We start from the raw sequence: 19,281 nt of genomic DNA, 5'->3' as shown, positions 1-19,281 counted from the left end.
AGTGGCGTGCAGCACACTTCCGCGCGGACGTGACCGTCGTCGTCGCCGGGGCACGCCGGTGAAAGCGGACATCGACCGCGTGTCGGTGAGCAACCGGCCCCTTCGTTTTGTCAGCCCGGTGACAACCGGCTTCGCGACGCCGTCCGGCTACTCGAACGGGTTATTGTCGGGCACCACCCCGACGGGGGAGATTGACACCCGGCTCGAGCTGGTTCGGCTCGCGAACCGCCCGGTGTGGCGTGCGACGACGGTGTCGCCGCCTCGGTCACCGGGTGCCGCCGTTCGCGGGGACATCATTCCCAGGAAAGGACCCTCGATGACGCGCAGGGAAGTCACGGACGTGCCGATCATCACCGGCACCACCACGTCGAAGTAGCCGCCGCGCGGCGCACCTCGCCCGCCGGCCGGAGTCAGCCCCGGCCGATCGGCCCGCCCGGTGCCGGGTCCCGCGGGGTCAGGCGCCGGCGGCCAGGTCGCGCAGCAGCGAGCCCATGCGCTCCGCCGCGGCCCTGCCCGCCTCGATGACCTCTTCGTGGTTGAGCGGCTCGCCCGTGATCCCGGCGGCCAGGTTCGTCACCAGCGACAGCCCGAACACCTCCAGCCCGGCCGCCCGTGCCGCGATCGCCTCGAGCACGGTCGACATGCCGACCAGGTCGGCGCCCAGAGTGCGCAGCATGCGGATCTCGGCGGGCGTCTCGAAGTGCGGTCCCGGCATCGCCGCGTACACGCCCTCGGCCAGCGACGGGTCGATCGACGACGCCACCTCGCGCAGCCTGCTCGAATACAGATCGGTCAGGTCGACGAAGTTCGCGCCCACGATCGGCGACGTGGCCGTCATGTTCAGGTGATCGGAGATCATCACCGGCTGACCGACCTCGAACCCCTGCCGCAGACCGCCCGCGGCGTTGGTCAGCAGCACCGTCTTCACACCTGCCGCGGCGGCGGTGCGGATGCCGTGCACGACGTTCGCCACGCCACGGCCCTCGTACAGGTGGGTGCGGCCCAGCATCACCAGCGCCCGCTTGTCGCCGAGCGACACCGAACGCGCGGTACTGCCGTGACCGACGGCGCCGGGCTTGGCGAACCCGGGCAGCTCGCCCAGCTCCACCTCGGCGTCGGGCGCGCCGATGACGTCGGCGGCGGGTCGCCAGCCCGAGCCCAGCACGATCGCGATGTCGTGCCGTTCGCATCCGGTGCGCTCGGCGAGAACGGTGGCGGCGTGCTGCGCCGCCTGGTGGGCCTGGTCGGTGGGGGAAGAGTTCGAATCCGTCACGATCGCGCAGGTTACTGCAGGCCCGGCCACGCCCGCGGCGGGAACATCGGACCGGCCTTCCTCCCCCGAGGACGGCTCGTCGGGCGATGTCGCCCCGGTTGCCGCGGTCCCGCGGATCGTCAGTCCGTTTGGCGGAACGTCGGGACGATGCGGTCGAACAGGTGCTGCCTGCCGAGCCGCTCCTGGTCCACCGGAACGGTCACGGCGACCACCCACAGGCCGGTGCTGGTGGGGAACACGTCGGCCGTGGTGCTGCGGTTGATCGCGCGACCGTCCTCACCGGAGTCCTCGCCGCGGCCGCCGCGTTCGGCGGTGCGGTAGGTGATGCGCACGCCCTCACCGTCGTGGACCTTCTCCTGCTGCACGAGCGTGAAGTCCGGCCGGGCCCACGACTCGCGCAGCCGTCCCACGTACTGCTGGGCGCTCAGGTCCTCGCCCGCGAACCGCTCCACGCCGAGCGTCCGTGCCCCGTCGGCCGAGACGAACTGGATGTGCGTGCTGGTGGGCAGCGTGTCGGCGGGACGCTGGGTGACGAATCGCTTCCAGTCGGCGGGCACACGGACCGTGAACAGCCCGCCCTTCGCGCCGCGCATGTTGGTGGCGTCGCCGTGGCGAAGCTGCAGCGGCTGCGGTGCGGCCGGCTCGGCCTCTTCGGCGGTGCGTTCCGGCTGCGCCCCTTCGGCGGGCGGGCCGAGTGACTGCCCCGACACGGTGCGTACCAGCAGGAACCCGCCCGCGACGGCCAGCAGGAACACCACGATGACCGCCACCGAGATCAGCACGAGCCGCCTGCGCGAGGCGGGCTCCGGTTCGGCGGCACGGCTCGGTCTCTGCGACGGCGTGAACGGCAGCGGTCCCGGGTCGGCGGCCAGCTCACCGGACCCGGAGCCGTCCGCCTGGGCCGCTTCCGGGGCCGACGCGGCGTCCTGCGCCGCGGGCAGCCTCGGGATGATCTGCGTGGCTCCCGGGTCGTTCCCGCCGGCCGCCGCCGTGTCGTCGAACAGCGATGCGGGGAACACTTCCTCACCATGTGCGGGCAGTATCGGCCGCAACCTGCGGCGCACCTCGGCGAGGGGCGAACGCTCGCTCGGCTCCTTGGCCATCAGCCCTTGGATGACACCGGCGAGCGGGCCGGGCGACGGCGTCGGCGGGCTGCCCCGGACGACCTCGGTCACGGTGGCGAGCGGGTCGCCGCCCTCGTCGTAGGGCGGGCGCCCCTCCGTCGCGGCGAACAGCGTCGCGCCGAGGCCCCACAGGTCGGCCGCGTAGGTGACGGCGCCGCCCGAGGCGACCTCCGGCGCGATGAACGCCGGGGAGCCGAGCATCATCCCGGTGTGCGTCATCGTCACTTCGGAGACGTTGCGGGCGATGCCGAAGTCGGTCAGCTTGATCCGCCCGTCGTCGGCGATGAGCACGTTGCCCGGTTTGACGTCGCGGTGCGTGATGCCCGCAGCGTGGGCAGCCTCCAGCGCGGCAGCCACCGCCTCGGCGACCGTCGCCGCCTGCGCCGTGGTCAGCCGCTCGCGGTCGCTGTCGAGGATCGAGGCCAGGCTCCGCGAGTGCAGCAGCTCCATGACGACGTACGGATCGTGGCCCTCGCGGACGACGTCGTGCAGCACGACGACGTTCGGGTGTGACAGCGCCGCGATCGCACGTGCCTCGCGCAGCGTGCGTTCCCGCAGCTCGGCGAGTTGCTCGGCGGGCACACCCGGCGGGACGTGCACCTCTTTCAGCGCCACCTGCCGTTGCAGGAACTCGTCGGTCGCGACCCAGACCGTGCCCATCGAGCCGGCACCGAGCACGGAGTCGAGTCGGTAGCGGCCTGCGACGACACGCGGCTGGTCTGCGGACACGTACACATTCTGGCGGTCATCGGCGTTTGCCGGCGGCCGGGTACCCGCCCGCCGGTGTAGCCGGGTCGCGATCAGCCTCACACTTGACGGACGGCCGCGGGTCCTACCATCACTCGGTATGACGGAAGTGGCAGGGACGCCAGGTGCGGGCGGCCCGGAATCCCGGCGGGCCGGTTCGACAGCGGGTGCGGCCTCGGCCCCGAGCCTGTCGCTCGCGGCCGAGTTCGACACCCCCGATCACGAGACCTGGCAGCGGCTCGTCGCGGGCGTGCTCGGCAAGACCGGTGCACTGCCGGAGGGGTTCGACGGCGCGCCGGAGAGCCTGCTGACCACCACGACCTACGACGGCATCGAGATCCAGCCGCTGTACACGGCGCGTGACGACGTGCCCGAGGCGGGGTTTCCCGGGTTGCCGCCGTTCGTGCGCGGCCGCCGCCCCGAAGGCAACGTGGCCGCCGGGTGGGACGTCCGTTCCCGCCACGGACACGGCGACGCGCGCGCGGTCAACCGCGAGCTGCTCGCCGATCTGGAAAGCGGGGTCACCTCGGTGTGGCTGCGCGCGGGCCGTGGGGGCGTGCCGGTCGAGTCGCTGGCCGACGCGCTGCGCGAGGTGCGGCTCGACCTGGCGCCGGTGACCCTCGACGCGGGTGCGGACTACGTGGCCGCCGCCGACGCGCTGCTGGCCGTCCACGCCGAGCACGGAGTGCCCGACGCCGAGGTCGGCGGCTCGCTCGGTGCCGACCCGATCGGTGTGGGCGCACGCACCGGCACCGCCGGTGACCCGGAGCCCGCCGCAGCGCTCGCCGCACGGGTCGCGGCGCGGTACCCGCTGCTGCGCACCGTCGTCGCCGACGGGCTGCCGTTCCACGAAGCGGGCGGATCCGACGCCCAGGAGCTCGGTGCGACGATCGCCGCCGGTGTGGCCTACCTGCGTGCGCTGGTCGAGAGCGGCCTCGACGTCGACACCGCCGCCGGTCAACTGGAGTTCCGCCTCGCCGCGACGGCCGACCAGTTCCTGACGATCGCGAAGCTGCGCGCCGCCCGCAGGCTGTGGGCGCGGGTCGCCGAGGTGTCGGGTGTGACCGGCTCCGGCGCCGCCATGCGCCAGCACGCCGTCACCTCGCCCGCGATGTTCACCCGCCGCGATCCGTGGGTGAACCTGCTGCGCACGACGATTGCCGGGTTCGCGGCGGGCGCGGGAGGTGCCGACGCCGTCACGGTGCTGCCCTTCGACGAGGCCCTGGGCAGGCCCGAGGAGCTGTCGCTGCGCATCGCGCGCAACACGCAGGCGATCCTGCTCGAGGAAACCAGGCTGGCAGGCGTCGTGGACCCGGCGGGCGGGTCCTGGTACGTCGAGAAGCTCACCGACGAGCTGGCCCACACTGCGTGGCGCGAGTTCACCGCGATCGAGCGGGCGGGCGGTGTGGTCGCCGAGCTGACCTCGGGCGCACTCGCCGACCGACTGGCCGAGACCCGGCGCGAGCGGTCGGAGCGGATCGCCACCCGCCACGACCCGATCACCGGTGTCAGTGAGTTCCCGCTCGCCGGCGAACAGCTCCTCGAACGCAGGCCGACCGAACCGGACGGCCTCGACGGCGGACTGCCGCGCGTGCGGTACGCCCAGGACTTCGAGGCGCTGCGTGACCGCGCCGACGCCCACCTCGCCGCCACCGGCTCGCGCCCCGCGGTCTTCCTCGCCACGCTCGGCACCCTCGCCCAGCACACCGCGCGCGCCACGTTCACCACGAACTTCCTACAGGCGGGCGGCATCGAGCCCGTCGATCCCGGCGAGACCGATTCGGTCGCCGACCTCGTCGCCCGATTCCGCGAGAGCGGCGCTTCGGTGGCGTGCCTGTGCGGCACCGACTCCGCGTACGCCGAGCAGGCCGCCGACGTCGCCGCGGCGCTGCGCGATGCGGGTGCCACCGCGGTGTGGCTCGCCGGCGCGGCCCCGGACGGCGTCACCGTCGAGGGCACCATCCACTCCGGATGCAACGCGCTCGCCGCCCTCGCGCGCATCCTCGACACACTGGGAGTCGACGAGCAGGGAGCCGCCCGATGAGCATCCCCGATTTCTCCGATGTCGACCTCGGCGCACCCGCGGCCGGTGACCGCGAGCGCTGGGCCGAGGCACTGCAGTCGGCCACCGGCAAGGGAGCGGACGCGCTCGAATGGGAGACGCCCGAGGGCATCGGCGTCAAACCGCTCTACACGGCCTCCGACCTGTCCGATGTGGACTTCTTGAACACCTATCCCGGTGCGGCGCCGTTCCTGCGCGGCCCGTATCCGACGATGTACGTGAACCAGCCGTGGACCGTGCGGCAGTACGCGGGCTTCTCCACAGCCGCCCAGTCCAACGCCTTCTACCGGCGCAACCTCGCGGCGGGCCAGAAGGGACTGTCGGTGGCGTTCGACCTCGCCACGCACCGCGGCTACGACTCCGACCATCCGCGCGTCGCCGGTGACGTCGGCATGGCGGGCGTGGCGATCGACTCGATCTACGACATGCGCCAGCTGTTCGACGGGATTCCGCTCGACAAGATGTCGGTGTCGATGACCATGAACGGCGCGGTGCTGCCGGTGATGGCGCTCTACATCGTGGCCGCCGAGGAACAGGGCGTCGCACCGGAGAAGCTCGCGGGGACCATCCAGAACGACATCCTCAAAGAGTTCATGGTCCGCAACACCTACATCTATCCGCCGCAGCCGTCGATGCGGATCATCTCCGACATCTTCGCCTACACCTCGCAGCGGATGCCGAAGTTCAACTCGATCTCCATCTCCGGTTACCACATGCAGGAGGCCGGAGCGACCGCCGACCTCGAGCTGGCGTACACCCTCGCCGACGGTGTCGAGTACCTGCGTGCGGGCGAGGGCGCGGGCCTTGACATCGACGCGTTCGCGCCGCGGCTGTCGTTCTTCTGGGCGATCGGCATGAACTTCTTCATGGAGGTCGCCAAGCTGCGCGCGGCCCGCCTGCTGTGGGCCAAGCTCGTCAAGCGGTTCGGTGCGCAGAATCCGAAGTCGCTGTCGCTGCGCACGCACTCGCAGACCTCGGGCTGGTCACTCACGGCGCAGGACGTCCACAACAACGTCGTGCGCACGTGCGTCGAGGCCATGGCAGCCACCCAGGGTCACACCCAGTCGTTGCACACCAACGCGCTCGACGAGGCGCTCGCACTGCCCACGGACTTCTCGGCGCGCATCGCCCGCAACACGCAGCTGGTGCTGCAGCAGGAATCCGGCACCACCCGCGTGATCGACCCGTGGGGCGGCAGCGCGTTCGTCGAGAAGCTCACCTACGACCTCGCCCGCCGCGCGTGGGCGCACATCGAGGAGGTCGAGGCGGCCGGCGGCATGGCCAAGGCGATCGACGCCGGCATTCCGAAGCTGCGCATCGAGGAGGCCGCCGCACGCACCCAGGCGCGCATCGACTCCGGCCGCCAGCCCGTCATCGGCGTCAACAAGTACCGCCCCGAGGCCGACGAGCAGATCGACGTGCTCAAAGTGGACAACGTCGAGGTCCGCGCGCAGCAGCTGGACAAGCTGGAGCGGCTGCGGGCCGAACGGGACCCCGGCGCCGTCGAGGACGCGCTGCGCAGGCTCACCGCGGCGGCCGGGGACGGCAGCGGTGTCGGAAACGGTGACGGCAACCTGCTCGAACTCGCCGTCGACGCGGCCCGTGCCAAGGCGACCGTCGGCGAGATGTCCGAGGCGCTCGAGAAGGCGTGGGGGCGCCACGCTGGGCAGATTCGTACGATCTCGGGTGTGTACCGCGACGAGGTCGGCAAGACCGAGGGCGACGGCGGCATCGACACCGCACGGCAGCGCGTCGAGGCCTTCGCCGAGCAGGAGGGGCGCCGCCCGCGCATCCTCGTGGCCAAGATGGGCCAGGACGGCCACGACCGCGGCCAGAAGGTGATCGCCTCGGCGTTCGCGGACGTCGGTTTCGACGTCGACGTCGGCCCGCTGTTCTCGACTCCCGCCGAGGTGGCCGCCCAGGCGGTCGAGGCGGACGTGCACGTCGTCGGCGTCTCGTCGCTCGCGGCGGGACACCTGTCGCTCGTGCCCGCCCTGCGGTCGGAGCTGGCCGCCCTCGACCGGGAGGACATCCTCGTGGTGTGCGGCGGTGTCATCCCACCGCAGGACTACGACGAGCTCCACGCCGCGGGCGCCGCCGCGATCTTCGGCCCCGGCACCGTCATCGCCGACGCCGCGGTCGACCTGATCGACCAACTGGAGCAGGACGGATAGTGCCGCGCCGCAACGCCGTCGACGTCGCCGCGTACGCGAAAGGGGTGCGCGCCGGTGACCGCGGCATGCTGTCGCGGGCGATCACACTCGTCGAGTCGTCGAAACCCGAGCACCGGCAGCAGGCACAGGAACTGCTCGTCGAACTGCTGCCGCACGCCGGTGGTGCACGGCGGATCGGCATCACCGGCGTTCCCGGGGCGGGCAAATCGACGTTCATCGACCAGCTCGGCACCGAGCTGACCGAGGCGGGCCACCGCATCGGTGTGCTCGCGGTGGACCCGTCGTCGACTCGGACCGGCGGGTCGATCCTCGGTGACAAGACCCGCATGGCGCGGCTGGCCGTCGACCCGTCGGCGTTCATCCGCCCTTCGCCGACGTCCGGCACGCTCGGCGGTGTCGCCCGCGCAACCCGCGAGACGATCGCGCTGATGGAAGCGGCCGGCTACGACGTCGTGCTCGTCGAGACCGTCGGCGTCGGCCAGTCCGAGGTCACCGTCGCCGGCATGGTCGACTGTTTCCTGCTGCTCACCCTCGCCCGCACCGGCGACCAGCTGCAGGGCATCAAGAAGGGCGTGCTCGAACTCGCCGACGTCATCGCGGTGAACAAGGCCGACGGCGACCACGCCCGTGACGCCCGGCGTGCCGCCCGCGAACTGTCCGGCGCGCTGCGCATGCTCTACGGCGCCGACGCGACGTGGACTCCGCCCGTGCTGACCTGCAGCGGCCTGACCGGCGAGGGACTCGACGAGGTGTGGGGCAAGATCGGCGAGCACCGCGCCGCGCTCGAATCCACCGGCGAACTGGAGGCCAAGCGCACCCGCCAGCGCATCGACTGGACGTGGGCGATGGTGCGCGACCAGCTGCTCGACCGTCTCGCCGAGGATCCCGGCGTGCAGAAGGTCGCGGGCGAGGTCGAGCGCGGTGTCCGCGACGGCACCCTGACCGCGACCCTCGCCGCGGAACGGATCCTTGCCGCGTTCGGGTACGGCTTCGGCGACACACCGAGTGGGGGCTGACCACCCCGCGGATTCGGCGGCAGACTGACGGTGATGTGTGCCTGTCGAGTGTCTTCTCGTGTCGGGTCCTCTCGCGTCGGGTCCGCCGCTCCGCCGCCGCGTTGCGGCCGGGCCGTGCGCCGGATCGTGGTCCTTGCGGTACTGGCCGTCGCGTGCGGCGGCGTGTGGTTCGGCGTGGCCGCGGCCGGCGCACCCGCTGCGGCCGGCGCACCCGCTGCGGCCGGCGCACCCGCTGCGGCCGGCGCGACCGCCGCGGTCGCGGGATCGGCCGTGCCCGACGAGGCGCAGGACGCGGACGGGTGGGGCGCCGGCGTGACGCGTGCCGGCACTGCTGGGTCCGATGCTGTGGGGCCCGATGCGGTCGGGTCCGGGTCGGCCGGCGACCGGACGGCAGCGGTCACGGTGGTCGCGCAGGGAGGCGACTCCGGACCGGAACTCGATCCGCAGACCGAGGCCGACCAGGAGAACGCGAAGAACAAGCTCGTCGTCGGTCTCGCGGCGGCCGCACTGCTGGGCATCATCGTGTGGGGGCGCATCATCCGCCGCAAACGCGCCAAGAAGGACGACTGAGCTCCGGTCCCACTTGGCGGGCGCACTGAGCTCGGCGCACTGCAGTCGGGCCGACTGAGCTCGAGCCGCGGAACTCGGGGCAGGCTGAGCGCCGGGACGGCCGAGTGCTGGGACGGCCGAGCGCTGGGACGGCCGAGCGCCGTGACGTTCGGGTGCTGGGCGTTCGGGTGCTGGGCGTTCGGATCCGGGGTCGTTCGCCCGGCGGTGGCGGTCGGGCGGTCGCCGCGGAGAGGTGGGCGAGGTGTCGCCGGACGGTACGTCTGTGCAGGTCGATGTGCGTTCGGCGACGACCAGTGGTCATCGGTCGCGCGGTGGCCGGTAGCGGACGAAATTCGCATCGCCGCTCGCCGCAATCTGCCTACCGTCGGTCTCCCCGCTACGACATCCGGGTCTCGCGCTCACCTGTTCGGTGCAACACTGGGAGCAGGATTCATGAGGTGACGTCCGCGCGCCGTGGACAGGGTTCGGCGTCGGCGGGCGTGCGCGGAGGTGTGCGGTGACCGTTCTCGACTCGCGACCCGAGGTGCCGGGCGACCCGGACGGCTCGTCGGACGCGGTGCTCACCGATTCCGGTGTGAGCATGGCGCCGGTGGCCGACCTCGGTGCGGGCAGAGGGCCGGACTGGCTGGACGACTGGCTCGCCGACCACGCGGGCGACGTGCTGGCCTGGCGTCGGCACATTCACACCAACCCGGAGCTGGCGCGGCGCGAGTACGGCACGACGGAACTGGTTGCGGGCCTGCTGGAATCAGCGGGCCTGACGCCGCGGGTCATGCCCTCCGGAACGGGCCTGATCTGCGACATCGGCGACGGTCCGACCTGCGTCGCGCTGCGGGCCGACCTCGACGCGCTGCCGCTGACCGAGGCGAGCGGGCTGCCGTTCGCCTCGACGGTCGACGGCGCGGCTCACGCGTGCGGCCACGACCTCCACACGACGATCGTGCTGGCCGCGGGTCTGGCGCTGGCGCGTGCCGCCGACCGGCTGCCGGGACGGGTGCGGCTGATCTTCCAACCGGCCGAGGAGGTCATGCCCGGCGGTGCCCTCGACGTCATCCGCGCAGGCCACCTCGACGGCGTCGACCGGATCTTCGGTCTGCACTGCGACCCGCGCGTGGAGGTCGGCAAGGTCGGAACCCGCGTCGGGGCGCTGACGTCCGCGGCCGACCTCGTCGAACTCCGGCTGACCTCGCCGGGCGGGCACACGTCCCGGCCCCACCTGACGGCCGATCTCGTCCACGCGCTGGGCACGGTGATCACGTCGTTGCCGTCGGTGCTGTCACGGCGCGTCGACCCGAGGTCGGGCACGGTGCTCGTGTGGGGCTCGGTGCACGCGGGTGAGGCCCCGAACGCCGTGCCCCAGGACGGGCTGCTGCGCGGCACGTTGCGCACCGCCGACGAGGACACGTGGAAGCAGCTCGAATCGCTCGTCGAGTCGTCGGTGGAGTCGATGCTGGCGCCGCTGGGCGTCGGCTACGAGCTGAACTATCAGCGCGGGGTGCCGCCCGTCTTGAGCGGGCAGGACAGCACGGAGCTGCTGCGCGGCGGTGTCGAGGCCGCGCTCGGTGCGGATGCCCTGGTCGGCACGGAACAGTCGTCCGGTGGTGAGGACTTCGGCTGGTACCTGCAGCACGTGCCGGGTGCGTTCGCGCGGCTGGGCGTGTGGCCGGGAGAGGGCCCGAAACGCGACCTGCACCAGCCGACCTTCGAGGCCGACGAACGCGCACTGCTCACCGGTACGCGAGTCCTGGTCAACACCGCCCTGGCGGCCTTCAACCCCTGACCCGCATGTTGCGGGTTCCGGGGACCGTGTTGCGGATTCGGGGGACCGTGTTGCGGGTTCCGGGGATCGTGTTGCGGCAACTGGGTTCGTGTCGTGGGCCGGACAGGCGTGTTCGGCAGGCATGAGTGGCCCAACGGTCCTCAAGTTGTCCACAACGAGATCGGTTATCCACAGATTTGCTCACAGTCTCCTGCGGTGCCTCCCAGCAGGTCACAGTGACTGCATGTTCACACCGAACTGGGACCGTCATGGTGCGGCGAAGCGAAGCGCTCTCTTGTCCGCGCTCGGGGAACAGACCGTTCGGTCGGCGCTGCGTCACGGGTTACTGAGCCAGCCGTGGCGCGGGGTGGTCGTCGATCCGACTCGTTCGCTGGACATCGTGACCCGGAGTGCCGCGGGGCTCCTCGCCGCCGGTCCGGGCGCGGTTGTCTCGCACGGCACGGCAGCGGTGCTGCACGGATGTAGTGCGGCCGAGAACGGCGAGTTACACGTGACCGTGCCCTATGGCAGCACGGCCCGCTCACGTGGCGGGTTGACCGTGCATCGAGACAGATTCGCCGAGGACGACGTCGAATTCCGGTATGGCCTACCGGTTCTCTCGCTTGCTCCGACGTTGGTGGAGCTGTTGTGCGTCGAGCGGAGATGGGTAGCGCTGGCCACTGTTGACCAGGCGTTGGCGGCCGTACCGGACGACGAAGCCGGCGCGTTGGTGCAGAGCATCCGGAGCAGACTCGACCTCCGGGACGACCGGCGCGGAGTGCCGGGTGGCCAGGCGCTGCTGCAACTGGCGACAGGGGCCGCCGAGTCTCCACAGGAAAGCAGATTGCGCCTGCTCGTGGTGGACGCCGGGTTCCCCGCGCCGATCCCACAGTTCCAGGTGTTCGACCTCCGCGGCCGGCTGTCCTACGTGTTCGACCTGGCGTGGCCGGACGTCAAGATCGCGTTGGAGTACGACGGGTACGAGGCGCACGAGGATCGCGGTGCCTACGACGCCGAACGTGACCGGCGGATGGCGGAGCGTGGGTGGCTCACCGTCAGAGTCCGGAAGGAACGGTTCGCGAACCCGGAACCCGTACTCAACGAACTGTGGCGAGCATTCGAGACGCGGGGCCGACCGCTCGCGCCGAGTGCAGCCGACCGGCGACGCACGCAATCGGCGCGGCGCTGAACTCGGCCGCCCAGACGCGAGGCAGCCGTGGGGCTAGGGAACGGTGTGGTCTGGTGCGCGGCGTGTTTGGCGGTCGGTCAGCTGCGCGCTGACGAGGCGACAGGAATCCGCAACATGGCCTCCGGGAACCGCAACACGGCCCCCCGAATCCGCAACACGGGCCCCCAGAACCGCAACACGCGCCGGGTGTCGCACGCGGGGTTTGGTTACGGGCCGATGCCCTTGCAGGGGCGGGTGCGCAGGTCGGCCACGTAGTCGGCGGGCGCGCCCGCGGCTTCGGCGGCGTCGGCCAGCACGCCGAGGTAGCGCGCCGACGGCAGGCCGCCCTCGTAGGCGTCCAGCACGTACAGCCACGCCAGCACCGAACCGTCCATGGTCTGAACCCGGAGGCGGATCTTGTTGTGCAGGCCGAGCTCGTTGCCCTCCCAGCGGTCGAGCTGACCCTCGTCGAGCGAGGTGACGTCGTAGAGCACCACGAACACCCGGGAGTCGGGGTCCTCCACGATCGTGGAGAGCGCACCTTCCCACAACAGGTCTTCGCCGCCGAACGTCAACCGCCAGCCTTCCAGCCAGCCGGTTCCCGCCATCGGCGAGTGCGGCGCTCGCTCGGCCATCTGGGAGGGTTCCATGTTGGACCCGTACGCGGCATAGAGAGGCACGGCGACAGCGTAACGGCCTCTCGGGAAGTCGGAACCCGGCCACGCCTAAAGTGGGACCGGACGGCGTGTGAGGAGGCACCAGACGTGACCAAGATCGTGATCATGGGCGGCGGACCTGCCGGGTACGAGGCCGCACTCGTGGCGGCTCAGCACGGCGCGGACGTGACCGTCGTCGAGCGGGACGGTCTCGGTGGCGCCTGCGTGCTGTACGACTGCGTGCCGTCGAAGACGTTCATCGCGTCGTCGGGCGCCAGGGCGAGCCTGCACGGCTTCCGTGAGCTGGGTGTCGACGTCGACCTCGAGGACTCCCGCGTGGACCTGTCCACCGTGCACGGCCGGGTCCGCGGACTGGCGCTCGCCCAGTCGGCCGACATCCGCGCCCGGGTGCAACGGGAGGGTGTGCGGGTGATCACCGGCGCCGCGCGGTTCTGCGACGACGAGCCGGGCCTGGCCACGCACAAGATCGCCGTGGCGGGCAAGGACGGCGACGAGGTGCTGGACGCCGACGTCGTGCTGATCGCCACCGGTGCCACCCCGCGTGTGCTGCCCGGAGCCGTTCCGGACGGCGAGCGCATCCTCGACTGGCGTCAGCTCTACGACCTGCCCGAACTGCCGGAGCACCTCGCGGTCGTCGGGTCCGGTGTGACGGGTGCCGAGTTCGCGTCGGCCTACACCGAGATGGGCGTGAAGGTGACGGTCGTGTCCAGCCGTGACCGCGTGCTGCCGCACGAGGACGCCGACGCCGCTGCCGTGCTGGAGGAGGGCTTCTCCCGGCGCGGCACGTCCGTGGTCAAGCATGCGCGGGCCGACCGGGTGGAGCGTACCGAGAAGGGCGTGACGATCCATCTGGCCGACGGGCGCACCATCGAGGCGAGTCACGCGCTGATGACGGTCGGTTCGGTGCCGAACACCGCCGACATCGGCCTCGACCGGGTGGGCGTCGAGACGGCGCAGAACGGGTCGATCCCCGTCGACCGGGTGTCCCGAACCAGCGCGCCCGGCGTGTACGCCGCGGGTGACTGCACCGGGCTGCTGCCGTTGGCGTCCGTGGCGAGCATGCAGGGGCGCATCGCGATGTGGCACGCGCTCGGCGAGGGTGTCGCGCCGATCCGCCTGCGCACGGTCGCCGCGAACGTGTTCACCCACCCGGAGATCGCGACGGTCGGCATCGGCCAGCAGGCGATCGACTCCGGCGAGGTGCCCGCGCGCACGATCATGCTGCCGCTGTCGACCAACCCGCGCGCCAAGATGGAAGGCGTCCGGCACGGCTTCGTGAAGCTGTTCTGCCGCCCGGCCACGGGCGTGGTCGTCGGCGGTGTGGTCGTGGCGCCGACGGCGAGCGAGTTGATCCTGCCGATCGCGCTGGCCGTGCAGAACCAGCTCACGGTGGAGAACCTGGCGCTGACGTTCTCGGTCTACCCGTCGCTGTCCGGGTCGATCACCGAGGCGGGCCGGCAGCTGATGCAGCACGACGACCTGGACTGACGCTGATCGACGGCGCTTGCCCACCGGGTGCGCCGTGTCACACTGGACGCCAGGAGAGGAAAGGGGCGTCCGTGACCTTCCGCGACACCGCCTGGCCCGAGGGCGCGCCCTGCTGGGTCGACATGATGGCCGACGACGTCGACGAGGCCACCCGCTTCTACGGCGACCTGCTGGGCTGGGAGTTCGTCGACACCGGCGAGGACTACGGGCACTACTCGATCGCGATGGTCGACGGCCGCGCCACGGCGGCGATCGGCCCGAAGCCGCCGGGTGTGCAGGCGCCCTCGGCGTGGAGCACCTACCTCGCGGTCGACGATGCGGATGCGGCAGCGCAGCGGATCACTACGGCGGGCGGAAAGCTCATCCTGCCGCCGGGGGACGTCGGCGAGGCGGCGCGGATGGCCGTCGCGGTCGACCCCGCCGGCGCGGTGTTCGGTATCTGGCAGGCGGGTCGCACCACGGGGGTGCAGATCGCGAACGTGCCCGGCGCGCTCACCTGGAACGAGTGCGTCGTCCGCGACTATCCGGCCGCGAAGCGGTTCTACGCCGAGGTGTTCGGTTACGGCTTCGACGAGCCGTCCCACGGCGACTTCCAGTACGCCACGATCCGGGTCGACGCCGGTGACGGTGCCGAGGCGGCCGAGGTCGGCGGTATCGGCACGCTGCCGGACGCAGGGGTGGCGGAGATCCCGCCACATTGGACGACGTACTTCGCGGTCACCGAGGTGGACGCGGTCGTGACGCGACTCGTCGACCTCGGCGGCACCGTGCACGGCGGACCGGTCGACTCACCGCGCGGCAGGCTCGCGGCGGTCGCCGACCCGGGCGGCGCCTACTTCCGGGTGATCGAAAGCTGACGCCGCCGGGCCGGTACTGCTCACTCCACCCAGTCGAAGGTCTTCGTGACCGCCTTCTTCCAGTTGCGGTACTCGCGCTCGCGGCGCACCTCGTCCATGGCCGGATCCCACTCCTTGTCCTTGGCCCAGTTCGACCGGATGTCCTCTTCGGACTGCCAGAATCCGACGGCCAGTCCGGCGGCGTAGGCGGCGCCGAGGGCGGTGGTCTCGTTGACCTTCGGCCGGATCACGGAGACGCCGAGAATGTCGGCCTGGAACTGCATCAGCAGGTCGTTGACCACCATGCCGCCGTCGACCTTGAGCGTGCGCAGCGGCACTCCGGAGTCGGCGTTCATGGCGTCGATGACCTCGCGCGTCTGGAACGCCGTCGCCTCGAGTACCGCCCGTGCGAGGTGACCCTTGTTGACGTAGCGGGTCAGGCCGACGATCGCGCCGCGGGCGTCCGAGCGCCAGTACGGTGCGAACAGCCCCGAGAACGCGGGCACGAAGTAGGCACCGCCGTTGTCGTCGACGGTGCGCGCGTGGCCCTCGATCTCGGCGGCCGAGCCGATCATGCCGAGGTTGTCGCGGAGCCACTGCACCAGGGAGCCGGTGACGGCGATCGACCCTTCGAGCGCGTACACGGTGGCCTTCTCACCGATCTTGTAGCAGACCGTCGTGAGCAGGCCGTTCTCGGACAGCACCTTGTCGGTGCCCGTGTTGAGCAGCACGAAGTTGCCGGTGCCGTAGGTGTTCTTCGCCTCGCCGGGCGACAGGCAGGCCTGGCCGAACGTCGCGGCCTGCTGGTCGCCGAGGATGCCGGCGATCGGCACGCCGCCGAGCGCGCCGCGTTCGCGCACCGTGCCGTACACCTCGGACGAGGAGCGGATCTCGGGGAGCATCGACAACGGAATTCCCATGTCGGCGGCGATGCCCTCGTCCCACGACAGCGTGGACAGGTCCATCAGCATGGTGCGCGAGGCGTTGGTGGGGTCGGTGACGTGGATACCGCCGTCGACACCGCCGGTCATGTTCCACAGCACCCACGTGTCCATGTTGCCGAACAGCAGGTCACCGGCCTCGGCGCGCGCTCGCACACCTTCGACGTTGTCCAGGATCCACTTGATCTTCGGGCCGGAGAAGTACGTCGCGAGCGGCAGGCCGGTCTTCTCGCGGTACCGCTCCTGGCCCCCTCCCAACTCGCCGAGCTCGGTGATGACCCGGTCGGTGCGGGTGTCCTGCCAGACGATCGCGTTGTAGACGGGCTTGCCCGTGTGGCGGTCCCACACGACCGTGGTCTCGCGCTGGTTGGTGATGCCGACGCTCACCACGTCGGAGGCCGTGATGTCGGCGTTGGCGAGCGCACCCGCGGCCGTTGCGCGGGTGTTGGCCCAGATCTGTTCCGGGTCGTGTTCGACCCAGCCCGCCTGCGGGAAGATCTGCTCGTGCTCGCGTTGATCGACGGCCACGACGTTGCCGCCGTGGTCGAAGATCATCGTGCGGGTCGACGTCGTGCCCTGGTCGATGGCGGCGACAAAACGAGACACAGTTGCTCCAAACTCAGCTCAGGCCGCTGGTTGCGAGGTACAGGAGGCCGGCGAGACCGCCACCGACGAGCGGGCCGATGATCGGGACCCAGGAATACCCCCACTGCGGGTTACCCTTGCCGCGAATCGGCAGCACGAAGGCGTACGCGATACGAGGTCCGAGGTCACGTGCCGGGTTGATCGCGTAGCCCGTCGGGCCACCGAGCGAGGTACCGATCACCAACACGACGAACGACACGCCCGCGTAGCCGAGTGCGGCGTTGCCGAACACCGGCCCGCCCCCGGAGTCCAGGGACGCCGCAGGCGTGAACAGGATCCATGCCAGCAGCACGAAGGTGCCGATGACCTCGGTGACGGTGTTCCACAGTTTGTTCTCGATCGGCGGAACGGTGGAGAAGATACCGAGTGTCCCCTCCGGTTCCGGGTGGTCGTCGAACTGCAGCTTGTAAGCCAGCCACGTCAACACCGCACCGAGCACACCGCCGACGAGCTGGCCTGCCCAGTAGATGGGCACGTCCGCCCAGGACAGATCGCCGGCCACGGCGAGTCCGAACGTCACCGCCGGGTTGATGTGGCCGCCCGACGGGTCGGCGATGCTCGCGCCGACGAAGACCGCGAAGGCCCAGCCGATGGTGATGAACAGGAATCCACTGCCGCTCCCGAGGGTCTTGCGCAGCGCGTGGTTCGCGACGACGGCGGTACCCAGGAGCACGAGCATCGACGTGCCCAGCATCTCCCAGACGAAAACTGCTCCGGCGTTCATAGGCCCTCAGCCCTCCACCTTGGACGTCACGGTCGGGGCGGATCCGCCCACAGCCGCACCTGACATGTCCGCGCAGGGCGACGACCCCAGAGGTGGCGCCACTGCCGGTTCACGTTGGATGAAAACGCTACTCGCATGTGAGTGATCGCTCAAAGCGACGTTCGGCCTAGAAGCGGCACGCGGACGTGCGAGTGACGGCGAACGTGCCATGCTGGAACCGTCCCGGTGATCGGGCGCGACGTCGGCGAGGAGGAGTTACGTGACAGCGCAGCGTGGACGCGAGGCGAGGACGTCGGCGAGGGCCGCGGCGACGGCACAGCTGGGCCCGGAGACGCGCGCCGAGTCGTGGCAGCGGCTCGGGAAGGAGACCTTCGACCTCGTCGTGATCGGCGGTGGCATCGTGGGTGCCGGAACGGCGCTGGACGCGGCGACACGTGGCCTGCGCGTGGCGCTCATCGAGGCGCGCGACCTGGCCTCGGGCACGTCGAGCCGGTCGAGCAAGCTGTTCCACGGCGGGCTGCGCTATCTCGAACAGCTCGAGTTCGGTCTCGTCAGGGAAGCGCTGCGCGAACGCGAGCTCATGCTCAACCGGATCGCGCCGCACCTGGTCAAGCCGGTGAGCTTTCTGTACCCGCTGACGCACCGGGGGTGGGAGCGTCCCTACACCGCCGCCGGCCTGCTGCTCTACGACACGATGGGCGGCGCCCGCTCCGTACCCGGGCAGAAGCACCTCACGCGCGCGGGTGCGCTGCGCATGGTGCCCGCGTTGAAGCGGGATGCCCTGATCGGCGGCATCCGCTACTACGACGCGCAGGCCGACGACGCGCGCCACACCATGACCGTGGCCCGCACGGCCGCGCACTACGGCGCCGTGGTGCGCAACTCCACCCAGGTCGTCGGTTTCCTCCGCGAGGCCGACCGGGTGTCCGGAGTGCGCGTCCGCGACGTCGAGAGTGGACAGGAGACCGACGTCCAGGCGCACGCGGTGATCAACGCCACCGGTGTGTGGACCGACGAGCTGCAGCGGCTTTCCGGCAGCCGTGGGCGGTTCCGGGTGCGTTCGAGCAAGGGTGTCCACATCGTCGTGCCGCGGGACCGCATCGTCGCCGAGAGCGGCATGATCCTGCGGACGGAGAAGTCGGTCCTGTTCGTGATCCCGTGGCGCAACCACTGGATCGTCGGCACCACCGACACCGACTGGAACCTCGACCTGGCGCACCCTTCGGCGACGCGCAGCGACATCGACTACATCCTCGAGCACGTCAACAAGGTGCTGGCGACGCCGTTGACGCACGACGACATCGAAGGCGTGTACGCCGGGCTGCGGCCGTTGCTGGCCGGCGAGAGCGAGGAGACGTCGAAACTCTCCCGCGAGCACGCCGTCGCGCGCGTGGCGCCCGGCCTGGTGGCGATCGCGGGCGGCAAGTACACGACGTACCGCGTGATGGCGGCCGACGCGGTCGACGCCGCGGCCGTCGACGTGCCCGAGCGAGTGCAGGAGTCGATCACCGACAAGGTGCCGCTCGTGGGCGCCGACGGCTACCACGCGCTGGTCAACCAGGCCGACCACCTGGCGTCCGACCACGGGCTGCACCCGTACCGGGTGCGGCACCTGCTCGACCGGTACGGCTCGCTCATCGGCGACGTGCTCGCACTGGCGGAGGGCAGGCCGGACCTGCTCAAGCCGATCGAGGCGGCGCCGGACTACCTGCGCGTCGAGGTCGTCTACGCCGCCACCGACGAGGGTGCGCTGCACCTCGAGGACGTGCTGGCCCGGCGGACGCGCATCTCCATCGAGTACCCGCACCGGGGTGTCGACTGCGCCGAGCAGGTCGCCGACCTCGTCGGCGACGTGCTGGGCTGGACCCCGGAACAGCGGCAGCGTGAGGTCGAGGTGTACCGCGCCCGCGTGGAGGCCGAGCGCGACTCGCAGGCCCAGCCCGACGACGAGGCCGCCGACGCGAAGCGGGTCGCCGCACCGGAAGTGCGGGATCGTCTCACCGAACCGGTCAGCTGACACCCCGCGGCGCGTGTTCTGCACTCGGGTGGCCGTGTTCTGCACTCGGGTGGTTGCCGC

At 71.1% G+C, this 19,281-nt stretch carries 15 protein-coding genes; 10 read left to right on the top strand and 5 right to left on the bottom strand.

Features of this window, described 5'->3' with window-relative positions; all coding sequences use genetic code 11:
- Positions 1-58 precede the first annotated feature (58 nt).
- On the top strand, positions 59-376 hold the full coding sequence (locus tag LY12_RS25505) for a hypothetical protein (protein WP_253860019.1): 318 nt from the start codon (positions 59-61) through the stop codon (positions 374-376).
- Positions 377-454: 78 nt separating this feature from the next.
- Here LY12_RS25505 and LY12_RS25500 read toward each other — a convergent pair whose 3' ends face one another.
- Together LY12_RS25500 and LY12_RS25495 are read right to left on the bottom strand one after the other, a co-directional pair.
- A complete protein-coding gene (locus LY12_RS25500; protein WP_253860018.1) occupies positions 455-1,273 on the bottom strand; it encodes a purine-nucleoside phosphorylase in 819 nt (272 codons plus the stop codon).
- Positions 1,274-1,392: 119 nt separating this feature from the next.
- Positions 1,393-3,132, bottom strand: a complete 1,740-nt coding sequence (locus LY12_RS25495) for a serine/threonine-protein kinase (RefSeq protein ID WP_308292174.1) — start codon at positions 3,130-3,132, stop codon at positions 1,393-1,395.
- Between the two features lie 112 nt (positions 3,133-3,244).
- Between LY12_RS25495 and LY12_RS25490 the strand changes: the two genes are divergently transcribed.
- The 6 genes from LY12_RS25490 to LY12_RS25465 all read left to right on the top strand — a co-directional run bounded on the left by LY12_RS25490 (position 3,245) and on the right by LY12_RS25465 (position 11,914).
- Positions 3,245-5,188 carry a methylmalonyl-CoA mutase family protein gene (locus tag LY12_RS25490; protein ID WP_253860017.1) on the top strand — a complete coding sequence of 648 codons (1,944 nt, stop codon included), beginning with the start codon at positions 3,245-3,247 and terminating at the stop codon, positions 5,186-5,188.
- Positions 5,185-7,380, top strand: a complete 2,196-nt coding sequence (gene scpA / locus LY12_RS25485) for a methylmalonyl-CoA mutase (protein WP_253860016.1) — start codon at positions 5,185-5,187, stop codon at positions 7,378-7,380. The genes LY12_RS25490 and scpA overlap by 4 nt, the downstream gene beginning before the upstream one ends.
- The gene (gene meaB / locus LY12_RS25480) at positions 7,380-8,396 is read left to right on the top strand and encodes a methylmalonyl Co-A mutase-associated GTPase MeaB (protein ID WP_253860015.1); all 1,017 of its coding nucleotides are present in this window, start codon (positions 7,380-7,382) and stop codon (positions 8,394-8,396) included. The genes scpA and meaB overlap by 1 nt, the downstream gene beginning before the upstream one ends.
- A gap of 114 nt (positions 8,397-8,510) precedes the next feature.
- Entirely contained in the window at positions 8,511-8,966 is a 456-nt protein-coding gene (locus LY12_RS25475) for a hypothetical protein (RefSeq protein ID WP_253860014.1), read from the top strand.
- A gap of 496 nt (positions 8,967-9,462) precedes the next feature.
- The gene (locus LY12_RS25470; protein ID WP_253860013.1) at positions 9,463-10,746 is read left to right on the top strand and encodes a M20 family metallopeptidase; all 1,284 of its coding nucleotides are present in this window, start codon (positions 9,463-9,465) and stop codon (positions 10,744-10,746) included.
- A 379-nt stretch (positions 10,747-11,125) separates the two neighbouring features.
- A complete protein-coding gene (locus tag LY12_RS25465; RefSeq protein ID WP_253860012.1) occupies positions 11,126-11,914 on the top strand; it encodes an endonuclease domain-containing protein in 789 nt (262 codons plus the stop codon).
- A gap of 206 nt (positions 11,915-12,120) precedes the next feature.
- On the opposite strand, the gene LY12_RS25460 is transcribed toward LY12_RS25465, so the two are convergent.
- Complete coding sequence (locus LY12_RS25460) at positions 12,121-12,573, bottom strand: gamma-glutamylcyclotransferase (protein ID WP_183779356.1); 453 nt, start codon at positions 12,571-12,573, stop codon at positions 12,121-12,123.
- A gap of 84 nt (positions 12,574-12,657) precedes the next feature.
- Here LY12_RS25460 and LY12_RS25455 point away from each other — a divergent pair, with 84 nt between their 5' ends.
- Both LY12_RS25455 and LY12_RS25450 read left to right on the top strand, forming a co-directional pair.
- Positions 12,658-14,058, top strand: coding sequence for an NAD(P)H-quinone dehydrogenase (locus tag LY12_RS25455; protein ID WP_253860011.1), 1,401 nt, complete (start codon positions 12,658-12,660; stop codon positions 14,056-14,058).
- A 71-nt stretch (positions 14,059-14,129) separates the two neighbouring features.
- Positions 14,130-14,915, top strand: a complete 786-nt coding sequence (locus LY12_RS25450; RefSeq protein ID WP_253860010.1) for a VOC family protein — start codon at positions 14,130-14,132, stop codon at positions 14,913-14,915.
- Positions 14,916-14,935: 20 nt separating this feature from the next.
- Here LY12_RS25450 and glpK read toward each other — a convergent pair whose 3' ends face one another.
- Both glpK and LY12_RS25440 read right to left on the bottom strand, forming a co-directional pair.
- Entirely contained in the window at positions 14,936-16,441 is a 1,506-nt protein-coding gene (gene glpK / locus LY12_RS25445) for a glycerol kinase GlpK (protein WP_253860009.1), read from the bottom strand.
- Between the two features lie 13 nt (positions 16,442-16,454).
- Complete coding sequence (locus LY12_RS25440) at positions 16,455-17,204, bottom strand: MIP/aquaporin family protein (protein WP_253860008.1); 750 nt, start codon at positions 17,202-17,204, stop codon at positions 16,455-16,457.
- 259 nt (positions 17,205-17,463) lie between these two features.
- On the opposite strand from LY12_RS25440, the gene LY12_RS25435 reads away from it, so the two are divergent.
- A complete protein-coding gene (locus LY12_RS25435; RefSeq protein WP_253860007.1) occupies positions 17,464-19,221 on the top strand; it encodes a glycerol-3-phosphate dehydrogenase/oxidase in 1,758 nt (585 codons plus the stop codon).
- The last annotated feature ends 60 nt before the right edge of the window (positions 19,222-19,281 follow it).

Source organism: Prauserella alba (genome assembly GCF_024171735.1).
In the GTDB taxonomy this organism is placed as follows: domain Bacteria; phylum Actinomycetota; class Actinomycetes; order Mycobacteriales; family Pseudonocardiaceae; genus Prauserella; species Prauserella alba.
Note: the sequence above shows the minus strand (reverse complement) of the source record. Positions and strands in the feature narration are given on the sequence as shown.